General features: G+C 58.9%; 19 protein-coding genes and 1 other RNA gene. 11 read left to right on the top strand and 9 right to left on the bottom strand.

The features are described from left to right. Positions 1 to 164 precede the first annotated feature (164 nt). From OOZ52_RS00570 to OOZ52_RS00555, 4 genes are all read left to right on the top strand, one after another. The gene (locus tag OOZ52_RS00570; protein WP_274696538.1) at positions 165 to 1376 is read left to right on the top strand and encodes a hydrolase; all 1212 of its coding nucleotides are present in this window, start codon (positions 165 to 167) and stop codon (positions 1374 to 1376) included. After that, positions 1373 to 2386: an arginine N-succinyltransferase gene (locus OOZ52_RS00565; RefSeq protein ID WP_274696537.1), complete on the top strand. Its 1014-nt coding sequence runs from the start codon at positions 1373 to 1375 to the stop codon at positions 2384 to 2386. The genes OOZ52_RS00570 and OOZ52_RS00565 overlap by 4 nt, the downstream gene beginning before the upstream one ends. Then, complete coding sequence (locus OOZ52_RS00560) at positions 2383 to 3636, top strand: N-succinylarginine dihydrolase (protein WP_274696536.1); 1254 nt, start codon at positions 2383 to 2385, stop codon at positions 3634 to 3636. Before OOZ52_RS00565 ends, OOZ52_RS00560 begins: the two co-directional genes overlap by 4 nt. Positions 3637 to 3752: 116 nt before the next feature. Further along, the gene (locus OOZ52_RS00555) at positions 3753 to 3992 is read left to right on the top strand and encodes a hypothetical protein (RefSeq protein WP_274696535.1); all 240 of its coding nucleotides are present in this window, start codon (positions 3753 to 3755) and stop codon (positions 3990 to 3992) included. A gap of 8 nt (positions 3993 to 4000) precedes the next feature. Here the strand turns inward: OOZ52_RS00555 and OOZ52_RS00550 are convergent, their stop codons facing one another. The 3 genes from OOZ52_RS00550 to mscL form a co-directional block, all read right to left on the bottom strand. Further along, positions 4001 to 4678, bottom strand: coding sequence for a CPBP family intramembrane glutamic endopeptidase (locus OOZ52_RS00550; RefSeq protein WP_274696534.1), 678 nt, complete (start codon positions 4676 to 4678; stop codon positions 4001 to 4003). A 140-nt stretch (positions 4679 to 4818) separates the two neighbouring features. Continuing rightward, positions 4819 to 5164, bottom strand: a transfer-messenger RNA (tmRNA) gene (gene ssrA, locus OOZ52_RS00545). Positions 5165 to 5199: 35 nt separating this feature from the next. Continuing rightward, positions 5200 to 5634: a large conductance mechanosensitive channel protein MscL gene (gene mscL, locus OOZ52_RS00540; RefSeq protein WP_274696533.1), complete on the bottom strand. Its 435-nt coding sequence runs from the start codon at positions 5632 to 5634 to the stop codon at positions 5200 to 5202. Positions 5635 to 5778: 144 nt separating this feature from the next. Here mscL and OOZ52_RS00535 point away from each other — a divergent pair, with 144 nt between their 5' ends. Genes OOZ52_RS00535 through OOZ52_RS00515 form a run of 5 tightly spaced genes read left to right on the top strand, consistent with a single transcriptional unit; the run spans position 5779 to position 9314 of the window. Beyond that, complete coding sequence (locus OOZ52_RS00535; RefSeq protein ID WP_274696532.1) at positions 5779 to 6384, top strand: LemA family protein; 606 nt, start codon at positions 5779 to 5781, stop codon at positions 6382 to 6384. Further along, positions 6381 to 7223 (top strand): TPM domain-containing protein, encoded by an 843-nt coding sequence (locus OOZ52_RS00530; RefSeq protein WP_274696531.1) that lies wholly within the window; start codon positions 6381 to 6383, stop codon positions 7221 to 7223. Before OOZ52_RS00535 ends, OOZ52_RS00530 begins: the two co-directional genes overlap by 4 nt. A 1-nt stretch (position 7224) precedes the next feature. Then, positions 7225 to 7899, top strand: coding sequence for a TPM domain-containing protein (locus tag OOZ52_RS00525; protein ID WP_274696530.1), 675 nt, complete (start codon positions 7225 to 7227; stop codon positions 7897 to 7899). 21 nt (positions 7900 to 7920) lie between these two features. Beyond that, complete coding sequence (locus OOZ52_RS00520) at positions 7921 to 8469, top strand: NUDIX hydrolase (RefSeq protein ID WP_274696529.1); 549 nt, start codon at positions 7921 to 7923, stop codon at positions 8467 to 8469. Beyond that, positions 8466 to 9314 carry a kinase gene (locus tag OOZ52_RS00515; protein ID WP_274696528.1) on the top strand — a complete coding sequence of 283 codons (849 nt, stop codon included), beginning with the start codon at positions 8466 to 8468 and terminating at the stop codon, positions 9312 to 9314. Before OOZ52_RS00520 ends, OOZ52_RS00515 begins: the two co-directional genes overlap by 4 nt. A 180-nt stretch (positions 9315 to 9494) precedes the next feature. On the opposite strand, the gene OOZ52_RS00510 is transcribed toward OOZ52_RS00515, so the two are convergent. The 4 genes from OOZ52_RS00510 to OOZ52_RS00495 all read right to left on the bottom strand — a co-directional run bounded on the left by OOZ52_RS00510 (position 9495) and on the right by OOZ52_RS00495 (position 15751). After that, positions 9495 to 10070 carry a LuxR C-terminal-related transcriptional regulator gene (locus tag OOZ52_RS00510; RefSeq protein WP_274696527.1) on the bottom strand — a complete coding sequence of 192 codons (576 nt, stop codon included), beginning with the start codon at positions 10068 to 10070 and terminating at the stop codon, positions 9495 to 9497. A 121-nt stretch (positions 10071 to 10191) separates the two neighbouring features. Then, positions 10192 to 11955 carry an ATP-binding cassette domain-containing protein gene (locus OOZ52_RS00505; protein WP_274696526.1) on the bottom strand — a complete coding sequence of 588 codons (1764 nt, stop codon included), beginning with the start codon at positions 11953 to 11955 and terminating at the stop codon, positions 10192 to 10194. Then, on the bottom strand, positions 11948 to 12406 hold the full coding sequence (locus OOZ52_RS00500; protein WP_274696525.1) for a lasso peptide biosynthesis B2 protein: 459 nt from the start codon (positions 12404 to 12406) through the stop codon (positions 11948 to 11950). Before OOZ52_RS00500 ends, OOZ52_RS00505 begins: the two co-directional genes overlap by 8 nt. Positions 12407 to 12532: 126 nt before the next feature. Continuing rightward, the gene (locus OOZ52_RS00495; RefSeq protein ID WP_274696524.1) at positions 12533 to 15751 is read right to left on the bottom strand and encodes an amidohydrolase family protein; all 3219 of its coding nucleotides are present in this window, start codon (positions 15749 to 15751) and stop codon (positions 12533 to 12535) included. Positions 15752 to 15887: 136 nt separating this feature from the next. On the opposite strand from OOZ52_RS00495, the gene OOZ52_RS00490 reads away from it, so the two are divergent. After that, entirely contained in the window at positions 15888 to 17489 is a 1602-nt protein-coding gene (locus tag OOZ52_RS00490) for a phytoene desaturase family protein (protein WP_274697203.1), read from the top strand. On the opposite strand, the gene OOZ52_RS00485 is transcribed toward OOZ52_RS00490, so the two are convergent. Further along, a complete protein-coding gene (locus tag OOZ52_RS00485) occupies positions 17486 to 17902 on the bottom strand; it encodes a cytidine deaminase (protein ID WP_274696523.1) in 417 nt (138 codons plus the stop codon). The two genes, OOZ52_RS00490 and OOZ52_RS00485, sit on opposite strands and share 4 nt — an antisense overlap. Continuing rightward, a complete protein-coding gene (locus OOZ52_RS00480; protein ID WP_342454914.1) occupies positions 17899 to 18531 on the bottom strand; it encodes a queuosine precursor transporter in 633 nt (210 codons plus the stop codon). Before OOZ52_RS00480 ends, OOZ52_RS00485 begins: the two co-directional genes overlap by 4 nt. A 183-nt stretch (positions 18532 to 18714) precedes the next feature. Here OOZ52_RS00480 and OOZ52_RS00475 point away from each other — a divergent pair, with 183 nt between their 5' ends. After that, positions 18715 to 20043 (top strand): NupC/NupG family nucleoside CNT transporter, encoded by a 1329-nt coding sequence (locus tag OOZ52_RS00475; protein ID WP_274696521.1) that lies wholly within the window; start codon positions 18715 to 18717, stop codon positions 20041 to 20043. The last annotated feature ends 4 nt before the right edge of the window (positions 20044 to 20047 follow it).

Genomic DNA, 20047 nt, shown 5'->3' with positions numbered 1-20047 from the left:
GATTCCACAGTGAGCCTCCTACAATAAGCATGATTTCTTATGCCTCGGTTAAGCTCAATTGTAACATCACGGCGAGATCGCCTTGCAACTGAGCCAGCCATCCCGCATCCCTTCACCAACGCCTGATTTGACAGGACGATTGGGGACGGTAAGGGCGGTCACAAATGAAACAACTTTCCCCTGCCGAGAGCGCCTTGATCGAGAGCGTCGACCAGCAACGCATGCTGGAACGCACGATGGACTGGGCCAAAGTGAATTCCGGCACCGGTAATCTCGACGGGCTGGCGCAAGTGGCAGACATGCTGGCCGAAGCCTTCTCTACGCTTCCCGGCGAGGTGTCCTTACGCGATCCGGCTCCTGTCACGGTTGTGAGTGCCGAGGGAAAAGAGGTTGAAAAGCCGCACGGTCGCCATCTGGTCTGCTCGGTCCGCCCGGAAGCGGAGAAGCGCTTCCTGCTCACAGGCCACATGGATACCGTCTTCCCCGTCGATCACGCATTTCAGGATCTGACCTGGCTGGACGATGACACCCTCAACGGCCCTGGCACTGCGGACATGAAAGCCGGCCTGGCGATTATTCTTGAAGCCCTGACCGCCCTCGAAACCAGCGAGGCGGTGCAAAACATCGGTTACGATGTGATGATCAATTCGGACGAGGAAACCGGCTCGCTTTCCTCTGCTGCGCTGATCGACCAGTTGGCGCGAGGCAAATATGCGGCACTGACATACGAGCCGAGTGCCCTTCCCGACGGCACGCTTGCCCACGCACGCGGCGGTAGCGGAAATTTCTCGGTGACTTTTACCGGTCGCTCGGCCCATGCAGGTCGTAACCCGCAGGATGGTCGTAATGCGATTGTTGCCGCTGCAGATTGCGCTCTTCGGTTGAAGACCATGCAGCACGCTGAGCTGCCAATCAATCCAGCCAAGATAGATGGCGGAGCCGCGAACAATGTTGTTCCTGATCATGCTGTTCTACGGTTCAACATTCGTCCCAAGGCGACCAAAGCAGCAGAACAGTTTATCACAGATCTCAAAATGATGCTGGCTGATATTGAGCGAGAACATGAGGTTTCTATCCACCTGCACGGTGGCATTTCACGTCCGCCAAAGCCGGTCGACGAGCGCGCGCAGAACCTGTTTGATCTGGTCAAAGACAGCGGTGCCGCGCTCGGCCAGACCATTGGTTGGCAATCATCTGGCGGGGTGTGCGACGGCAACAATATCGCCGCCAATTATGTGCCGGTTGTCGATACGATGGGTGTCCGCGGTGGCAGCATCCATTCGCCGGACGAATTCATGATCGTCCCCTCACTTACCGAACGCGCGCAGCTTTCGGCCATCGTCCTCCACCGTCTTGCTTCCGGAGCAACCCTATGAGTTTCGTCATGCGCGCGGCCAAGGCCGGCGACCTGCAACCTCTGTATGAAATGGCGAAACTGACAGGAGGCGGTTTCACCAATCTGCCGCCCGATCGCAATTCGCTGACCGGCAAGCTGGAGCGGTCCGACGCTGCCTTCGCCCGCGAAGGCGAAGAGATCGAGGCAGAGACTTTCGTGCTGGTGCTGGAAAACACCGAGACTGGCGACGTGCGCGGAACCTGCCAGGTCTTCACGGCTGTGGGGCAGGAATGGCCGTTCTATTCCTATCGCATCACCACGCTCACCCAGCATTCGCAGGAACTTGAACGCACCGTCACAGCCGAGATGCTCAGCCTGACGAACGATCTGGGTGGATGCAGCGAAGTGGGCGGACTGTTTCTCCACCCTGGCGAACGCGCCGGAGGGCTCGGCATGCTCCTTGCGCGCAGCCGTTATCTCTTCATCGCCAGCCACCGCGAGCGGTTTAGCGACCGGATCCTGGCGGAATTGCGCGGCATTATTGACGAACGCGGCGGATCGCCTTTCTGGGATGCCATCGGCGGCAAGTTCTTCGGCATGAGCTTTCAGGAAGCCGACGAGTTCAACGCCGTCCACGGCAACCAGTTCATTGCCGATCTGATGCCAAAGCACCCGGTCTATATCGCCATGCTGGGCGAAGAGGCGCGCAGCGTGATCGGCCTGCCCCACCCCAGTGGTCGCGCCGCAATGCGCATGCTGGAAAACGAGGCGTTCTCTTATCAGGGCTATGTCGATATCTTCGACGGTGGTCCCACAATGCTTGCCGAAACAGACAAGGTCCGCTCGATCGCAAATGCCCATAGCGGCGCTATCGAAAGCACGGCACTTGAAAAGGGAGAGAAGGCCCTTATCGCCGCGGGGCGCTTCGCCGATTTCCGCTGCTGCTACGGAGCGCGAGAACTGCGCGGCGATGGTGTAGCGATTGACTCTCGCGCCGCTGACCTTCTTGGCGTGGGTGAAGGTGATACCGTGTGGAGCATTCCGCGATGAGCAACGTCGTAGAGATCAATTTCGATGGGATCGTAGGCCCCAGCCACAACTATGCCGGTCTGAGCCTCGGCAACCTCGCCGCGACGAAGAACGCAGGCGACACGTCATATCCGCGTGCAGCCGCGCTGCAGGGCGTAGCAAAGATGCGGCACAATATGGCTATGGGTCTGGCGCAGGGGTTCTTCCTGCCGCTACCGCGCCCAGACACTGGCTGGCTGGAAGAACTGGCCACCGATGATACGACCGATCCCGCATTGGTTGCAGGAGCGTGGTCGGCAAGTTCGATGTGGACCGCCAATGCTGCCACGGTCAGCCCCGCGAGTGACACCGCTGACGGCAAGTGCCATCTGACAGTCGCCAACCTCGTCACCATGCCGCACCGCAGCCACGAATGGCCCGATACGCTGCGCCAGCTCAAGCTCGCCTTTGCCGACGGTGATCGCTTCGCAGTGCATAGCGCGGTTCCGCCGACGTTCGGCGATGAGGGTGCGGCAAACCATATGCGCCTGACGCCATCGCATGGCGAGAAGGGTCTGGAAGTGTTTGTCTACGGTCGCCCCGGCGGTCGCTTCCCCGCTAGGCAGCACGAGCAAGCCAGCCGGATCATTGCCCGCAGTCATGGTCTCGACCTGGAACATACACTGTTTGTCGAGCAAGCGCCCGAGGCCATTGCCGCCGGGGCGTTCCATAATGATGTGGTCGCGGTGGCAAACGAGGGCGTGCTGTTCACCCACGAGCAGGCATTCGCCGACCCGTCGGGCACTTATGCCGCTATCGCAGCGAAGTGCCCCGGCGCGCAGGTTGTGGAAGTGCCCGCCAGTGCGGTGAGCCTTGCTGACGCGGTGAGTTCCTATCTCTTCAACGCGCAGCTTCTCACTCCGCCATCGGGAGAGATGACGCTTGTCGTACCGGAGGAATGCCGCGAAAACGGCGCAGTCTGGACCTGGCTACAAGCGATGCTCGAAGGCAATGGCCCGATCCGCCACGTCAAGGTTGTCGATGTTCGACAGAGCATGGCCAATGGCGGTGGCCCTGCTTGTTTGCGTCTTCGCGTCGTCGCCGATCCAGCCACAGTCGATCACCGTTTCATGCTGGACAAAGACAAGGCGAGCCTTGTCGAAAGCGTTGTCAGTCAGTATTGGCCCGAAACGATCAATACTGCGCAGATAGGCGATCCTGCGCTTGCCGACACGGTACAGACTGCTCGTGGCAAGCTGCTGGAAGCTCTTGACCTTACCGAGCTGCTCTAAGGCGCATCTGCCCTGTCGGTTTGCTTTACATTTGCGTTTCCCTTAACCATCGCAAAGCGCAGTTTTGCGCGCTTGGCACGGGGTTTGCTCTGTAAAAAGTTAACGAAAGGGAGCGCATGTTTCGCAAGATTGGCAGACTGTTCGTCATCAAGACACGCTGGGAAGCCTATCTGATCATCTACGCGCTTGCTTTGGGAGCCACGACCCGCGGCGCTGCCTATATCGAGCAATTTCCAGGTTGGGGCGGCAAGCTGCTGTTCCTGGCCTGCACCGGCGCTGTGTTCCTTGCCGGTGCGAAGATTCTCGATTGCCTGAAGTACGAGGCGAAAGAACGCGAGGCGGAAACGCAAGCTTGAAGTGATCGCTAGCTCAGAAACCTTGAGGTTTGTGCTATCGAATTCGCGATCCCATGAACGATGATCAGCGGCATGATATTCTGCCTGCCGATCTTCAAGTAGATCAGTCCGAATACCAGTCCGATCCCGCCGGTAACAACTGCACCGTGCATGCCTTGGTAGTAGTAGTGCCGGTATCCAAAAAAGATCGCTGCCAACACAACGGCCAACAGACTGGCGATACGCGTTCCTCCTAGAGCGGCCTCGCCTTTCGTGATGATAAAGGCCCGAAAGAGTAGTTCCTCAAAAAAGGAACCGTGCGTCCAGACAATCGCCATGATGAGCAGATAGGCACCCAGATTTCCACGCACGAAGTTAAAGCGGCCACTGGTGCCGATGTCTTCGAAGAAGAGATCTGCAAGAGCTTGAAAGGCAGCGACAGTTAGCAAGAAGGCTATGAAGATCAGCACGGCCAGTCCAAGAGTTCTCGGCCAGCTCTCAGGCCAGTTCAACCCGAGACCTGCCCAGGAAAAGCCGCGTCGATGGAGCAGGAATGTAGCCACCACCATCGCGCTAAACGTCGACACTGGCCCCGCATAGACGACCGTGTGCGGCAGAACACTTTGTTTCACTATCACAAGGACCGCGACAACGATCAGAAGGTCGACAAATGCCGTCAAACGGCTGTTGGATTGTTCATTTGGCACAATTGTTCCCCGTTCCTTGGCGCGGGGTTGAGCGCAAATATTTCCGCACTTCAGCAGCTAACTGACTAAGCGCAGAGATTTATCGATAAACAGTAAGGATAAGTGAGGAGATTCTGTTGCTAGCCTCTCCCCGGGGCCCCGGAATCCGCTTCTGTTGCCCGGTGGGTCCAACCGCGCTTTAGCTTTGTAAGATCAGTCCGTTAGGACGTCAGATTACGCAGCGATTGCGAGTGCTTCGTTATCGTTTGCACTTATAGGTTTTGAACAGTTTTACGGGTTACTCAGCCCGAGCAAAAACACCGTCTTTCAGCACACGTCGATCCTAGTTCGGCCCCGTCATAAAATGCTGTAATCACAGCCGTTTGTGGTGGAGCCGCCGGGTACTGCCCCCGGGTCCGTTGTACCTATTACACGGCGCAGTTTATCGCCATATCCCGCAAAAACGGGCAGCACCTATATAGGGACTGCCCGCTTAATGTGAAGTGAAGTTGGAGTCTGGCGCGAACAGCGCGCCCTCCCCATTATTTCTTCAATGCGTCGCGAATTTCAGTCAGCAGCTCGATTTCGGTAGGGCCTGCAGGCTCTTCAGCTTTGGCTTCCTCTTCCTTCTCGAAGCGCGCCTGCACCTTGTTGGCGTACCGCACGAGCATAAAGATGATGAAGGCCAGGATCACAAAGTTGATGATGCTGGTGACAAACGCACCCCATGCCAGCACATTGGCGCCCGCTTCACGCGCCGCCTCAAGCGACATGCCGTCCTCTACCAGCTCGGCTCCGCTCAAAACCATGTACTTCGCGCTGAAATCAACATCACCAAAGATTGCGCCGACCAACGGCATGATCATGTCATTGGTAAGCGATGTTACGATAACCGCAAAAGCACCCGCGATGATTACCGCGACCGCAAGCTCCATCACATTGCCCTTGGCAATGAATTCCTTGAACTCTGAAAACATAGGTCTCTCTGGCTCCCCGTTTATGGTTTGGGGGGTCTGCCAAAGGAAACAAACCGCTGCAATAGCGCGGCTCGCCTTGAACACAGCGGCTGCCGTGCTATATAAACAACACACCTAAAAGGGAATTTCAGGAGGACTAATCGCATGTTCAAGCGTCTGAGCACCACTTTCACTGTTGTCGTCGGGAGCCTTGCGCTCGCAGCGTGCGGTATCAACTCGGTTCCAACCGCTGAAGAGAATGCTCGCGCCAAATGGGCTGACGTTGAGGCAGCGTTCCAGGAACGTGCAAACTTGCTCGGCAATCTGCAGGAAATTGCGATGGCCGGTTCAGAGGAAGAACGTGAAACTCTGCAGGGCGTGATCGAAGCCCGAGCATCGGCAACTCGCCCGGAGATCCAGCTCGACAGCGAAGATCTGAACGACCCCGAAGCGATGGCGCAGTACCAGCAGGCGCAAAACACCTTTGGTGGCGCGCTGTCACGCCTGATGGTGGTTCAGGAGCAGTATCCGCAGCTGCAGAGTCAGGAAAACTTCGGCCGCATGATGGTGCAGGTTGAAGGCATCGAGAATCGAATCCGCGTGTCGATCCGCGACTATAACGAGGCGGTTCGCCAGTATAACACCACCATCCGCACCTTCCCCGATACCATCGGCGCGAACATCATCCACGGCGCAGAGCCAATGGTGATGTACGAAGCCGCGACTGAAGGCGCGGAAGTCGCCGAAGAACTGGATATGCGTAGCGAGTGATCGCCACTCGCTCACCCCAATGGCCGCTGAGGCTCCTGCTCGTCTTGTTTGCCGCCTTGATGGCGGCGAACTGGGCGGCAGTCGCTCACGCCCAGCCCGTCTTCCCGGATCGCGGGACCTCACCGGTTCTCGATCAGGCGAATATCATCGATGCCAACACCGAGGCGAAGCTGACGCAGCAACTCGATGCATTCGAAGAACGCAACCAGCGTCAGTTCGTCATCGTCACTCTCGATAGCCTGCAAGGCTACGACATTGCCGACTATGGATACCAGCTTGGCCGCGAATGGGCGCTGGGCGATGCCGAGAACAATGACGGCATCATCCTGATTGTGGCGCCAAACGAACGGCGTATGCGGATCGAGGTCGGCTACGGTTTGGAGCATATTATCCCGGACGGACTCGCCTTCGAGTATGTCGAAGGCATGAAAGACTATTTTCGCGCCGGAGACTTCTCTGGCGGGATTGCATGGGCATCTGACCAGATCATCACCCAGCTCGAACTCCCTCCGGAAGAAGCCGCTGCCATCGCGCAGCAGGCCGGCCAATCGCGTAGCGAAGGTGGATTCCCGATTGGTACGATCATCTGGTTGGGTTTCCTGTTCTTCTTTTTCATCCTGCCGATGATCTCAGGCAGCAAGGGCCGCAGGCGCTATCGCGGCGGCGTAGCTGGCACAGTGGGTGACATCATCCTTTGGGAGGCCGGTAAGGCTATCGTCCGCGGCGCGTCTGGGAGCGGTGGTGGCGGCTGGAGCGGCGGAGGCGGCTTTGGCGGCGGCGGAGGTTTCTCCGGCGGTGGTGGCTCATTCGGTGGCGGCGGCGCCTCGGGAGGCTGGTGACATGGCATATCTGAGCGAAGCCGATCACGAGATTGTATCGAGCGCCGTGCGCGAGGCTGAACTCACCACCAGCGGTGAGATCGTGCCTGTCATTGCGGACCGCTCTGATGGCTACACCGATGTCATCCTGTGGTGGGCGGCAGCGGCTGCCTTTACCGCGATGAGCGTATTTGCGGCCTTCCCTGAGTTCTTCCTCGCCAAGGTCGATTTGATCATGGGCGGCTGGAGCAGCGAGTGGACCTATGGCGAAGTTATCGCCTGGACGGTCGGTTTGGGCCTCGTCAAATTCCTGGCTGTTTATGCGCTTCTCAGCTGGGATGCCCTGCGCTTTATCTTCGTCCCTTCGCCCGTGAAGCGTGACCGTGTGCATGGACGTGCCATCCGCCACTTCAAGGTCGGCGCAGAAGGGCGCACACGCGGCAAGACCGGCGTGATGCTCTACCTCTCCATGCGCGAACACCGTGCAGAGATTGTGGCGGACGATTCCATCACTGATCTCGTGCCACATGAGGTTTGGGGAGAGGCGATGGCAGATATGCTCGCCGAAATCCGCAAAGGCTGTGTGGCAGAAGGCATCGCCGCTGGCGTGCGCGATGTGGGCAAAGTGCTGTCAGAACACTTCCCGCGCGGGGAAGATGACGACAATGAACTGCCGGACCGCTTGATCGAAGTCTGAGCCTTCGTTAGCTCACGCCGCATGAGCACTCCAGACGCTGACGCGCCCGAAGAAATCACCTGGCAGGGTGACTGGATCACCACGAAAAAACGCGGCCGCTGGGAATATGTCAGCCGTGCACGCGAAATTCGTGCAGCCGTCATTCTAGCCGTCGAGAATGGTAAGATCATCCTTGTCGAACAGTACCGTGTCCCTCTCGGCATGCGCTGCCTCGAACTTCCAGCAGGCCTGATCGGCGACGACGATGGCGGCGCAGACGACGATCCGTTGCGTGCCGCGAAGCGCGAGCTGCTGGAAGAGACCGGATACGAAGCTCGCAATTGGGAAGTGGTGGGAGAGTTTTTCTCCTCCCCCGGGATGGTCAGTGAAAGCTTCACCCTCCTCAAGGCGACCGGGCTTGTGAAGTCAGGCCCGGGTGGCGGTGTCGAGGGAGAGGATATCGTGGTGCACCGCGTCAAACTTAGCGAGTTTCCCGGGATTCTCGACGATTTTCGCGGTGGAGATGTCGGGATCGACACCCGGCTACTTATCGCTCTTGGGCCTTACCTGCTGGGTGAGCGCACCGCATGAGCGATCCGATTGCCGAACTGATCGCTCGCGAAGAGTTGCCCGATGACTATGTCGAAGTTGTAGAGACGCACTGGAAGCCGCTTGCCACTCGGATCGCGCGCGAGGCTGCAAACCGCAAGCCTCTGATCGTCGGGATCAACGGCGCGCAGGGGGCGGGCAAAACAACGCTGTGCAAGTTCCTCGAACTGCTACTCAAGAAGCGGGGCTTGCGCGCCATCACGCTTTCACTCGATGATCTCTATCTTACCCATTCGGAACGCCTGCAGCTGGCCGCCGAGGTTCATCCGCTTTTTGCGACGCGCGGCGTGCCGGGAACCCATGCTGTGGCCCTTGCCTTCAGTATTCTCGAGGATGTTTTGGCCGGCCGTACGTTTGAAATCCCTCGCTTTGACAAGAGCTGCGATGACCGCTCCAACGCAGTCACACGGATATCCGGGCCGGTGGACGTTGTCCTGTTCGAAGGATGGTGTGTCAGCGCCGCCGCACAGCCACCCGAAAAGCTCAAACGCCCGATCAACGTGCTCGAAGCAGAGGAAGACCCCGATGCCGTATGGCGTACACTGGCGAACCACTGGCTGGGAGAGGATTACAAGAAGCTGTTCGGCCTGATCGACCTGCTGGTCATGCTGAAGGTCGACCATTTCGATGCCGTTCTCGCCAATCGACGCAAACAGGAACAGAAACTCGCCGACCTCAATCCCCTAGGATCGGGGATTCTCGATGAAGATGAGATGGTCCGCTTCGTGTCTCACTATGAACGGTTGACCCGTCATATGCTTGAAGAGATGCCCGAACGCGCTGATGTCGTGATCAGCATTGATGGACAGCAGCGCCCACGCGACTGAGCTAGCTTACCACTGCAAGAGCGAAAGTGCATCGCAACCGGATGAGGTGGGATGGAGGAAGCGAGGCGTAAAAGGTGGGAGTGAGTATGGCCCCGCATTCCGGCTACGATGCGGTTCCGCGATACACCTATGCTGGCAAGAAGAAATATGGACTTTGGGGGTAGTTAAACGGCCGTACGGCTAGATGCCTGCCTCCACCGCAAGCCTGATCATATCGGCGGAATTTTTCGAACCCAGTTTTTCCATCGCCAGGCCGCGGTGCATCTTGATCGTCTTTTCTGACAGACCCAGCTCGTAGGCGATCTGCTTGTTACGCAGACCGGCCGCAACCATTGTCAACACTTCTAGCTGGCGCTTGGACAGATCCTTGATCTTCTCGGCCGCCCGCGCCCGACGGGTCGCACTCGGGCTTTGCACGCTGTCTTCCAGTTCGACTTGCGAGCCGTGGAAATATTCCAGCTCACCATCCTCATCAAAAATGGGTGCGACCACCACGGCGTTGCGAAATGGGGTTCCGTCCTTTTTGTAATTGAGAATCTCGACCAGCACAGGCTTGCGGTCTCGAACCCCTTCGCGGATCATTTCGGTCAACCACGGTTCTGTTCCCGGGCCGGCTAGAAAGCGGCAATTCCTTCCGACAATTTCCTCTTCAGAATATCCGGTCAGATCCATAAATGCCTGGTTGCAGGCAATAATCGGGTTATCGGGTAAGCGCGGATTACTCACCACGGATGCGATCGGATTGGTCGCAATCAAATCAAGCACTGCCTGACCCGATGTCTTATTCTCTGTGTTTCCCACGCCTCACTTCATGCGGAAATTGCAATGTAAGGTAAAGCCTGGCGTGCAAGCGCTTCACCATTTAGCTCCAGATTCCTCATCTAATGTGGGTCTCCCCATCGGAGACTTCGATACGCACATCAGCATGCTCCACCGCGTTGAGTGAGTGAGAAACCAGAAGAACAATCCGCTCGCCGATATTGTCACGCAATCGGGCGATCACGGACCTTTCAAGCTCAGGATCCATCGCCGAGGTCGCCTCATCAAGAATAAGCATGCTGGCCGGCCGGAGAAGAGTCCTCGCCAGACACAGTCGCTGCCGCTCACCGCCGGAAAGACGCGCACCGCCATCGAGCAGTTCCTCGTCTAGCCCCTTAGGCAAACCACACACGATATCGGCGGCTTCAACCTGCGCCAGCACTTCCCAAATCTGATCGTCATCGATCTGGAGATTTGGCCAAAGAAGATTGTCGCGGACACTTCCATCGAAAATGAAAGGTTCTTGCGGAGCAAAAGATATCTGCGCCTGCCACGCGCTCCGATTGGCCGCATCAAGCGCAATATCTCCCCGCGAAACACTACCGCTCGCCGGAAGGTGCAGGCCCGCAATAAGTTCCACCAGTGTCGATTTTCCCGCGCCTGACGGTCCACCGATATGGACAAGTTGACCGGGCAATATCTCTATCTGGCCTGACCGGACCAGCGTGATGACGTCTCCGTCATCATTGACGACATCTACCCTTGCATCGCTCAGTTTTAATGCAGCACCGGGATCAATCTCAATGGCTTGCTCGTGCACGACAGTTGCGGACTGAGCGACGTGAGCATTTTCGATATTACGCTCCAAAACACGGATCGCTTCAAAAGCAGGAAGTGCGAAAGAGATCGATTGCAGTCCGCTGAATGTGGAAAGCAGGCTGGGCGCAAGGCGCATGACGATTGCCGCCATGACCATCAGCTCTCCTCCCGTCAGCCCCACCAGGCCAAAGCCGACCAGCAGAACCCCCAGCGCACCCGCAGAAGCTATCAATTGAACGACATTGCGTAGCCGCGCCTGCTGCGAAACAAACTGAACGGAAATTGCCCGGGTTTCGGTGATGCTTTCGGTGAATCGGCCTGTCAGCTGCTCCTCGGCTCTGGCTGCTTTGGCTGCCTTCATCCCGTCAAGAAAGCGCGTGGTCTGGTGCATCACATCGCGATTGGCGATGTTCATGCGCTGGCCCAGCGCACGACTGCGTTTCATCCAGACAACCGCGCCAACAAGGCCGACCAGGATCAACCCCAGCAAGGCGATGCCAAGCACTGAACTGACCACAAATGCAGCGCCCAGATAGGCGAGCACCATGATCGCCGTAATCAGTCCATTGGCAAGGAAGCTCATGGTTTGGGACAGACGGCCAATATTGGTTGTCATTGTGTCGAGCAATTGCGCCTTGCGGAACCTTTTGATCACCGGCCAGTCGGCATGGGCCAGCTTGACGAAAAAGCCTCTGCGGATGTGATCGACAAAGCCTTCTTCCAACTCCGTCATAAGCACGTCCCGCTTGAGCAGGACCGCGGCTCTTACCATCACAAGACCAACAAACGCCGCCCCCATTACTGCGAGCTGCTGAAGAACCGTCGTGATCCCCGCTGCACTCAACCAGTCAAGCAGGGTGCCCGTGACACCGGATTGCGTTTCTCCTGTCTGGGCAAAAATGGTCTCGGCAACGGGTAGCAGGAGGACGAGACCCGTCCCTTCCAAGACAGCGGCAAGGGTGATGATGACAATGGCCAACGGCAAGCGAGAACCGGCAAATGCCACGATCTCGTGCACCAGTGCACTCAAAGTGCCGGGCTGGTGCTGGTCGAAATCATCCATTGCCGGTCGGAACCTTGCCTTTGCGCAATTCGAGAAATGCTTCGCGCTCTTCCTGCCCCGTGATGACGCGATCACAGACCATGAGCCAGGCGTGAAACAGCACATCCTCTTCGCTCTCCCTCCCGCGGCGCGAGCCGATAACGATACGCGATGGAATGCCGCGACGGGCCAAAGTCCACCGCCCTGTCATCGCTCTAGGCAGACAGATGGCCTTGAAGAGGATGGGGCGGCTCCCCACGCGGTTGACGATACGCCCGATATCGCTCGCCTGCTCAAGCTGTACAACGCTGAGTTCCGGCCAGTCTTCAGGTGTAGGTTCGCCATCTATAGGGCCGAGCAGTAGCCGCCACCTGCGGAATGCGACGAACTTGATCAAGAACCGTGCGAGTCCGAGCTGCAGCCATACTTCCAGATGCAGCAAAACACGTCGGATGAAGCGGAATAGGTTCATGTCCGTTCCGCCCTATCAGAGCTTTTAGAAAAGCCACAACATCGCACTGTTACACAAATGGCCGAGGCAGAGCGCGCACGGCTTCCGCAAACATCGCGGTAACACCGTGCGGCCTGACAGCTTCGTCTAGTCTTCCCACCAATAGGGCGCGCGCCGGTGATCGCCAGTTACCACTTCATTGAGCGTTTCGGCTTCGTAAGCACGGCCACCCAGCACAACGGTTTCCACCGTTTGCGTGTTCTGGATATTCTCGAGCGGATTGCCGGTCAGGATCACCAGGTCGGCCAGCTTACCGACTTCGAGCGAGCCGATCTCGCTATCCATCCCGAGCGATCGGGCTGCAGAAATTGTCGCAGTTTCAAGGGCATCCAACTCACTCATACCACCCCGTGCGAAGGACCAGATTTCCCAGTGGATGTCTATGCCCGACTGCTGGCCGTGACCGCCGGCCGACACCTGCACTCCGCGCTCTGCAAGGCGGGCTGCTTCGCGTGCGATATCGTCGTCAACAAAATCACCTTCGGGCGCGGTTGTCCGGCGGGAAGTTTGCGCCCTCAAAATCGCCGGCGGCGTATGCGCCTGCAGCAGCGGCTGTTCGAATGCATTGGTCGCCTGTCGCCAGTAAGGATCACCCGCAAGGCCGCCGTAACCGACAACGAGTGTCGGCGTATAATTGGTATCGGCATGCTCGAAGAACTGTAGCACGTCTTCATACATATGCTCGACCGGTAGGTTGTGTTCGAGCGTTGAGTTGCCGTCCGCAACAAGGTTCATATCCATACCGAACAGCGAGCCGCCTTCGGCCACCACCAGCATGTTCTCGCGCCGGGCTGCCTCGACAACCATCTGCCGCTGTTCACGGCGCGGCTGGTTGTAATTCTTGACACTTGGCGCGCCCTCTGCCCGCAGGCGGCGCACATGATCGAGCGCGTCCTCCAGGCTGTCAATCTGGGCATAGGCAGACGGGCTGCGCGCACCATAGATAATGCGTCCCGTGCTGAACATGCGCGGTGCAACGATCATTCCTGTGCGCTGCATATCCTCTGCAACGAAGAACTCGGACACGGTAGAAGGGTTGTGGATTGTCGTAGTTCCCAACGCGAGCATCTGGTGCAGCGCCCAGTTCTGCTGCGGCACAAGATCACCGGTAGAAACCGGCCCATGGGCGTGGGCATCCACAATGCCGGGAATGATCGTCCGGCCACTTGCGTCTATCGTGGGCGTGCCTGCTGGAATGGCAACACTACCAGCCGGACCAATGGCCGCGATCACGTCACCATTAATGAGGATCGTCCCACCTTCGATGATACCACCATCGTCTCCGCCCATCGTAATTATACGCGCGCCGGTAATCGCGAGCGATCCCTGATGCCGGTCTGCCCGTACAGTCCGCAGTAGTGAAACACCTGTCTCGGGCTGTTCGTAACCACCTTCGTCATCCTCTCCCGGAGGTGCCGAAGCAAATAGATCACCAAGCGATGCGCCATAGAGCGTCGCGCCGAGCGACCAGTTGAGGCGGTCGCCGCCGGTGGACCAGTGCACATAGTCCGCACCCGAGTCTGACACCTCCACCACAGGAAGCGCGCGGGCGCTGCCCGATACGGTTACGGTCTGCCCGCCTGGCATCAGCGGCATGGCGAAGGCATCGTAGTTTTCTGTGAAAGCGACATGCCTCCCGGTAGGCGATACATAGAATCCGGTCGCCATTTCGCCGCGCGCATGGACGCGCCGGGCCTCGCCGTTGAGATCGGTCGATATCAGCGCCGCCTGGCCACCCTCCGATCCGGTCATAAACACCCGGTCGCTGCTCGCCCCGAAATGCGGGTTGCTGCCGGAGCGAGTGACGAGCACCTGCTCACCGCCGCCTACCGGCATGCGGTATATCCCGGGATTATCGCTGTATTCGGGCGCAGTCAGATAACCTCCCGATCCGCGCTGGAAAACCACAGTCCGCCCATCGGGAGAGAACTGCGGACGGGCATAGTGGCCGGGCGTCGAGGTTATCGCGCGGCTGCCCTGTCCGTTTGCGCCGATGGTCCGGATCTCGCCCAGCCCCGCATCGGTCCAGCGGACATAGACGATACTGCGCCCGTCTCTCGACCATGCAGGATAGGCTTCCATCGCATCCGCGCTGTCGCTGGTCAGGCGCCGCGGCGTGCCGCCGTTCGCGGGCATGGAATAGAGGCGACCGAGGCTCTCGAACACTACGGTACGGCCATCGGGAGAAACCGTTGCGAAGCGCGCCATTGTGATGTCGACATTGTCCACGGCAACGGGAATTTCAGGGCGCGGTGCGGGCAGAACGCCGCGCGTGTCGCTGATCCTGAACGGAATTTCGGCAAAGCCCGAACCATCGGCATTCACGCGATTGATGTGCCCGCCCGACCAGAACACGATGGAACGGCTGTCAGGCGTCCAGTCCATGTTCGGATAGACACCGGTGATGGCCCATGTTTCCTGCACGTCGCGGTCGAGATCGTCATAGATGCGGCGTTCCTCACCTGTGGAGAGATCACGGATGTAAAGGCCGGACTGGAGGTTCTCGCGGCGGACAAAAGCGATCATCGTGCCATCCGGGGAAGGCGTCGGGCGCACAGCGCCGCCAAGACCGGAAACCGTGGTCGTAGTTTCACCCGAAGTAAGATCATATCGCTCGATATTGAACAGGTCCTGGTTCGAATCCTGCGCGTATTCGAAAGTCCCGCCGCCGGTAATGTTGCGGGTGTAGTAGACCCCCGTACCGTCGGCATCGAAGATCGGTTCGCCCAGCTCCTTCTGGTGCTGTTCGTTCGGACGCGCGACCAGTTGCACGCCGCTGCCGCCGGAGATGTGGTACATCCACACCTCACCCGTGCCGAGCGACCGGCCGGTGGTGAAGTGCTTCTTGGCAACGATAAACTGCCCGTCGGGCGACCAGCTGGGCTGGTGCATTAGGCGGAAATCCTCGTTGGTGAGCTGCCGCATGTCGGTGCCATCGGCATTCATCACCCAGATATTGTCACCACCCCCGCGGTCGGAGGTGAAAGCAATGCGGGTGCCATCGGGAGAGAACCGCGGTTGCACTTCCCACGCCAGCCCTTCGGCAATGCGCCGCGGCGTACCGCCGCTGATCGGCATGGTGTATATGTCGCCCAGCATGGAGAACGCGATGGTGCGCCCGTCGGGCGACACATCGACATCCATCCATGTGCCTTCGTCAGTTTCGATTGGTACCTGGGTGATCTCGACACCCGGAGGATTGTTCACATCCCATTCTTCGCTGGAGGTATCGTCCTGGGCATGCGCCGGAGCTGTCATGGCGATGGCGAGCAGGCTGGCGGCAAAAAGCGATCTGGTGCGAAGCATGTAGGTTCGATCCCCGTTGAATATCTTTTCTTGTCCCGAACGCCTTCATACGCTCCCAGACGTGCGGCGCAATGTTTCAACTGCAACCGGTTAGACCAAGCTGGACATGGCCAAGCAAAAGCGGTTCATCTGCGGCATGAACAAGCAGTATGACGCGGTAATTATCGGCGGCGGCCACAACGGCCTCGTCTGCGCCTTCTATCTCGCTCAGGCCGGACTAAAGGTGCGCATTGTCGAGCGGCGCGATGTCGTGGGCGGCGCGGCGGTGACCGAAGAGTTTCATCCGGGCTTCCGTAATTCGGTTGCCAGCTACACGGTCAGCCTGCTGCAGCCCAAAGTGATCAAGGATATGCGGCTGGTCGAAAACGGCTACCGCGTAATCGAGCGCCCGATTTCCAATTTCCTGCCGCAAGAGGATGGCGGGTACCTGAAACTCGGCGGCGGACTGGAGCGGACGCAGGCGGAGTTTCGCAAGTTCTCGGTAAAGGATGCAGAAGCTCTGCCTGCCTATTACGACGCGCTGGAGGACGTCGCAGAGGTCTTGCGCGATCTGGCCCTGAAGACACCTCCGAATGCAGGGGACGGCATTCGCACGCTGCTGGCAGGCGCAGCGCAAGGCTGGGGGCTTTCACGGCTCGACCTCGAAGCCAAGCGCAACGTACTCGACCTTTTTACCAAGTCTGCCACCAGTTTCCTTGGTCAGTGGTTTGAAAGCGAACCGGTCAAGGCCGCCTTCGGCTTCGATGCGGTTGTGGGTAACTATGCTTCGCCCGATACACCGGGCAGCGCCTATGTCCTGCTGCACCACGTCTTTGGTGAGGTGAACGGCAAGAAGGGTGCGTGGGGCCACTGTGTCGGCGGCATGGGCACGATCACGCAAATCATGGCAAAGGTTTGTCGCGAGGCTGGTGTAGAGATTTCGCTCGAAAGCCCTGTCGATGAAGTGTTGGTTGATGGCGACACGGTCGCCGGCGTCAGGCTTGAAAGCGACGAGGAGATCCCCGCGAAGCGCGTGATCGCCAATGTCGGACCGAAACTGCTCTACGGCAACATGCTCGACGAAGCCCATCAGCCTGAAGACTTCCGACGCGCGATGAAGGGCTTCAAGGCTGGTGGCGGCACCTTCCGCATGAATGTGGCACTCAGCGAGCTGCCGCGTTTCACCGCCCTACCCGAGCCCGGCGAGCATCATTCTTCCGGTATCATCATCGCGCCAACACTCGATTACATGGACCGCGCTTTTCTCGATGCGAAACAGCATGGGTGGTCGAAGGAACCGATTGTCGAAATGCTAATCCCGAGCACGGTGGATGACAGCCTCGCGCCTCCCGGCCAACATGTCGCCAGCCTGTTCTGCCAGCAGTTCGCGCCCGAGCTGCCCGATGGCCGCGATTGGGATGACGAGGAGGACGCAGCTGTCGATACGATTATCGATACGGTCGAACGCCATGCGCCGGGGTTCCGCGCTTCCATTCTCGGAAAGCAAGTGCTCAGTCCCAAGGGTCTCTATCGCAAATTCGGTTTGGTTGGCGGCGACATCTTCCACGGCCATATGAGCCTCGACCAGCTGTGGTCTGCCCGCCCGGTGCTCGGCCACGGCGCCTACCGTGGGCCCGTCAAAGGCCTCTACATGTGCGGGTCAGGAACGCATCCGGGCGGCGGTGTGACGGGGGCTCCCGGTCACAATTGCGCGCGCGAGGTCATTGCCGATGGCGGATCGTTCCGCCGCTTCGCCTAGTCAAGCGAGAAGGCCGAAGGCAGCAAATCAGCAATGCTGGTGGTGAGAGTTTCGCCCCCGTCCCTGTCGCAGCAGACAATCTCGATGTTGCGACCGGACAGCTGCGCCGCCTCGGCAATCGCCTGACGGCAACCACCGCACGGCGTTACCGGGCCCACGTCAGGCTTGCTCTCATCTTCCGGGCCGCCAACAACGAGGACACGGGCCACATTTTCCAGCCCGAACGCCTGTTGCGCAGCAGTCAGCGCCGATTGCTCGGCACAGACGCCCAGCCGGTAACAGGCGTTTTCCATATTCGCGCCGACGGCTACTTCGCCGTCGATGCTCTCTACTGCTGCCCCGACAAAGAAGCCCGAATAGGGCGCATGGGCCTTCAGGCGAGCAGCCTTGGCCTTCGCCAGAAGGTCGCTCACGCGGTTTCCCCTTCAGGCCCGTCGAGCCATTTGGCCAGAGCCACCGCGCCCGCAATAAGGAAAGGCACCAGGACGAACGACAGGACGATCTTGGCAATCGCTTGTCCAACGAGCAGATCACCGATCGGAAACTCGCCATAGAAAGCTAGTGTGATGAAGATCACGGTATCAATCGCCTGACTGATTGCCGAAGCAATCGCACCGCGCGCCATAAGCCAGAAGCCACCACCCTCCCCGCTACCGCGCAGCTTGTTGAATATCCAAACGTTGAGCAGCAGCGAAACGCCGTAGGCAACCGGTCCGGCCGCCATGATCCGCGGCGTTTGCGCATGCACGGTGTTAAATGCGTCAAGGTTCTCGGCAGGCATTTGCGGCGAAGACGGAAGGGCCAACACGATCCAGATCAGCGCAATAGAGCATGCGAGAGGAAGGAAGCCCCACAACACCAGGCGATCCGCCGCTGCTTTGCCGTGCAGTTGCGACACCGTGCTCGACATCACCACCAGCAACAGGAAGGCAAGGATGCCGCTTTCCACCTTGAGCGTACCGAGATCGAATATCGGGATAGCGAATTGCTTGAAAGCAAGCACGCCGGCAATCACCGTCATGCCACCATAAAGCAGTGTCATAACAAAAAGGGATTTCGCCATTGGTAGCGCGCGGGCGGTAGGAACGTTCTCTGTCATGGCGAATGGCTATGCAACCAAAGCGCCGCTTGGCAAGCCTCAACGGGGAATAACAGGGGCAAAAGCGTTGAACCTGTCCACATCTTGGGCGAAAGAGGCTGACGGTTCACCTTATCTGGAGTCGCCGTGCCTCCCCAACTCATTTCTCTCGCCGGGATCGCCGCGATCCTGCTCATCGCATTCCTGCTCTCTACCGGAAAGAAGCGCATCAAGCTGCGCGTGGTCGGTGCAGCCTTTGCCTTGCAGGCATTGATGGCATTGCTCGTCTTGCGCACACCGTGGGGTGTTGCCGCGATCCAGTTCCTGTCTGACGGCGTGATCGCCTTGCTCGATTATTCCAAAGTCGGGATCGAAGCAGTGTTCGGCTCGATGGATGCCAACCCCTTCACCAATACCTTCGTCATTGCGGCGCTTCCGGTCATTGTGTTTTTTGCCGCCATTGTTTCGATCCTCTATCACTGGGGCGTCATGCAGCGCTTGGTTCGCTGGGTCGGCGGCGCAATTGGCTGGATTACCGGGATCAGCAAAGTTGAGGCACTGGGCAGCGCAGCCAACATCTTCGTTGGCCAATCCGAAAGTCCGTTGGTGGTGCGCCCCTATCTCGCCAATCTGACGCCGAGCCGCCTGTTCACACTGATGGCTGTCGGCATGGCCGGTGTCGCAGGCACGATCCTTGCCGCCTACGCCAGCTTTATCGGGTCGGAAGCCGTGCCCTTCCTGCTCGCGGCTGCCTTTATGTCGGCACCGGGCGGCATCCTGATGGCAAAGATCATCATGCCGGATGACGAGAGCGAGCTGGCGCGCGATGCCGCCGATCTTGCCGATATCGAGCTTCCCGCAGTGCGGATCAGTGCTGAAGGACCGGCTGCACTGACAGAGGGCGGCAAGCCGCATGAGGTTGTCGTGGCGGAAACCTTCGAAGAAGGCCATCGTCCTGCCAATGTGATCGAAGCCGCCGCGCAGGGCACACAGACAGGCGTCAAGCTCGCCGTCGCCGTAGGTGCAATGGTTATGGTATTCGTAGCGCTTGTCGCGCTTGCCAACGGCATCCTTGGCGGCATCGGCGGCTGGGTCGGCTATCCCGACGTCACCTTCCAGCAATTGCTCGGCTACGTGTTCCAACCGGTCATGTTTCTGATCGGCGTGCCGTGGGATGAGGCCGGTATTGCCGGGGGGCTGTTCGGCACCAAAATCGTGCTCAACGAATTTGTCGCCTTCATCAATCTGGGTGCGCTGGAGGCAGGTACTTTCTCTACTCGTACGCAAGCCATTGTCACTTTTGCGCTGTGCGGCTTTGCCAATTTCAGCTCGATCGCGATCCAGATGGCGGTGACGGGGGGGCTTGCCCCCAACCAGCGTCCGGTCATAGCCAAGCTTGGCCTGCGCGCGCTGGCAGCTGGCTCGCTCGCCAATTTGATGAGTGCGGCCTTGGCGGGACTCGTTCTTCCCGTCTAAGGGC

It is taken from the genome of Aurantiacibacter sp. D1-12 (genome assembly GCF_028858515.1).
Lineage (GTDB): Bacteria > Pseudomonadota > Alphaproteobacteria > Sphingomonadales > Sphingomonadaceae > Alteraurantiacibacter.
The sequence above is the reverse complement of the archived record's forward strand: the minus strand, read 5'-3'. Positions and strand labels throughout refer to the sequence as shown.

What these genes read in the sequence shown, in the direction of transcription:
- OOZ52_RS00490 (WP_274697203.1), top strand. Translation starts at nt 15,888, where the DNA reads ATGAACAAGCAGTATGACGCGGTAATTATCGGCGGCGGCCACAACGGC.
- OOZ52_RS00560 (WP_274696536.1), top strand. Translation starts at nt 2,383, where the DNA reads ATGAGCAACGTCGTAGAGATCAATTTCGATGGGATCGTAGGCCCCAGC.
- OOZ52_RS00555 (WP_274696535.1), top strand. Translation starts at nt 3,753, where the DNA reads ATGTTTCGCAAGATTGGCAGACTGTTCGTCATCAAGACACGCTGGGAA.
- OOZ52_RS00515 (WP_274696528.1), top strand. Translation starts at nt 8,466, where the DNA reads ATGAGCGATCCGATTGCCGAACTGATCGCTCGCGAAGAGTTGCCCGAT.
- OOZ52_RS00570 (WP_274696538.1), top strand. Translation starts at nt 165, where the DNA reads ATGAAACAACTTTCCCCTGCCGAGAGCGCCTTGATCGAGAGCGTCGAC.
- OOZ52_RS00535 (WP_274696532.1), top strand. Translation starts at nt 5,779, where the DNA reads ATGTTCAAGCGTCTGAGCACCACTTTCACTGTTGTCGTCGGGAGCCTT.
- OOZ52_RS00565 (WP_274696537.1), top strand. Translation starts at nt 1,373, where the DNA reads ATGAGTTTCGTCATGCGCGCGGCCAAGGCCGGCGACCTGCAACCTCTG.
- OOZ52_RS00495 (WP_274696524.1), bottom strand. Translation starts at nt 15,751, where the DNA reads ATGCTTCGCACCAGATCGCTTTTTGCCGCCAGCCTGCTCGCCATCGCC.
- OOZ52_RS00500 (WP_274696525.1), bottom strand. Translation starts at nt 12,406, where the DNA reads ATGAACCTATTCCGCTTCATCCGACGTGTTTTGCTGCATCTGGAAGTA.
- OOZ52_RS00505 (WP_274696526.1), bottom strand. Translation starts at nt 11,955, where the DNA reads ATGGATGATTTCGACCAGCACCAGCCCGGCACTTTGAGTGCACTGGTG.
- OOZ52_RS00480 (WP_342454914.1), bottom strand. Translation starts at nt 18,531, where the DNA reads ATGACACTGCTTTATGGTGGCATGACGGTGATTGCCGGCGTGCTTGCT.
- OOZ52_RS00525 (WP_274696530.1), top strand. Translation starts at nt 7,225, where the DNA reads ATGGCATATCTGAGCGAAGCCGATCACGAGATTGTATCGAGCGCCGTG.
- OOZ52_RS00520 (WP_274696529.1), top strand. Translation starts at nt 7,921, where the DNA reads ATGAGCACTCCAGACGCTGACGCGCCCGAAGAAATCACCTGGCAGGGT.
- mscL (WP_274696533.1), bottom strand. Translation starts at nt 5,634, where the DNA reads ATGTTTTCAGAGTTCAAGGAATTCATTGCCAAGGGCAATGTGATGGAG.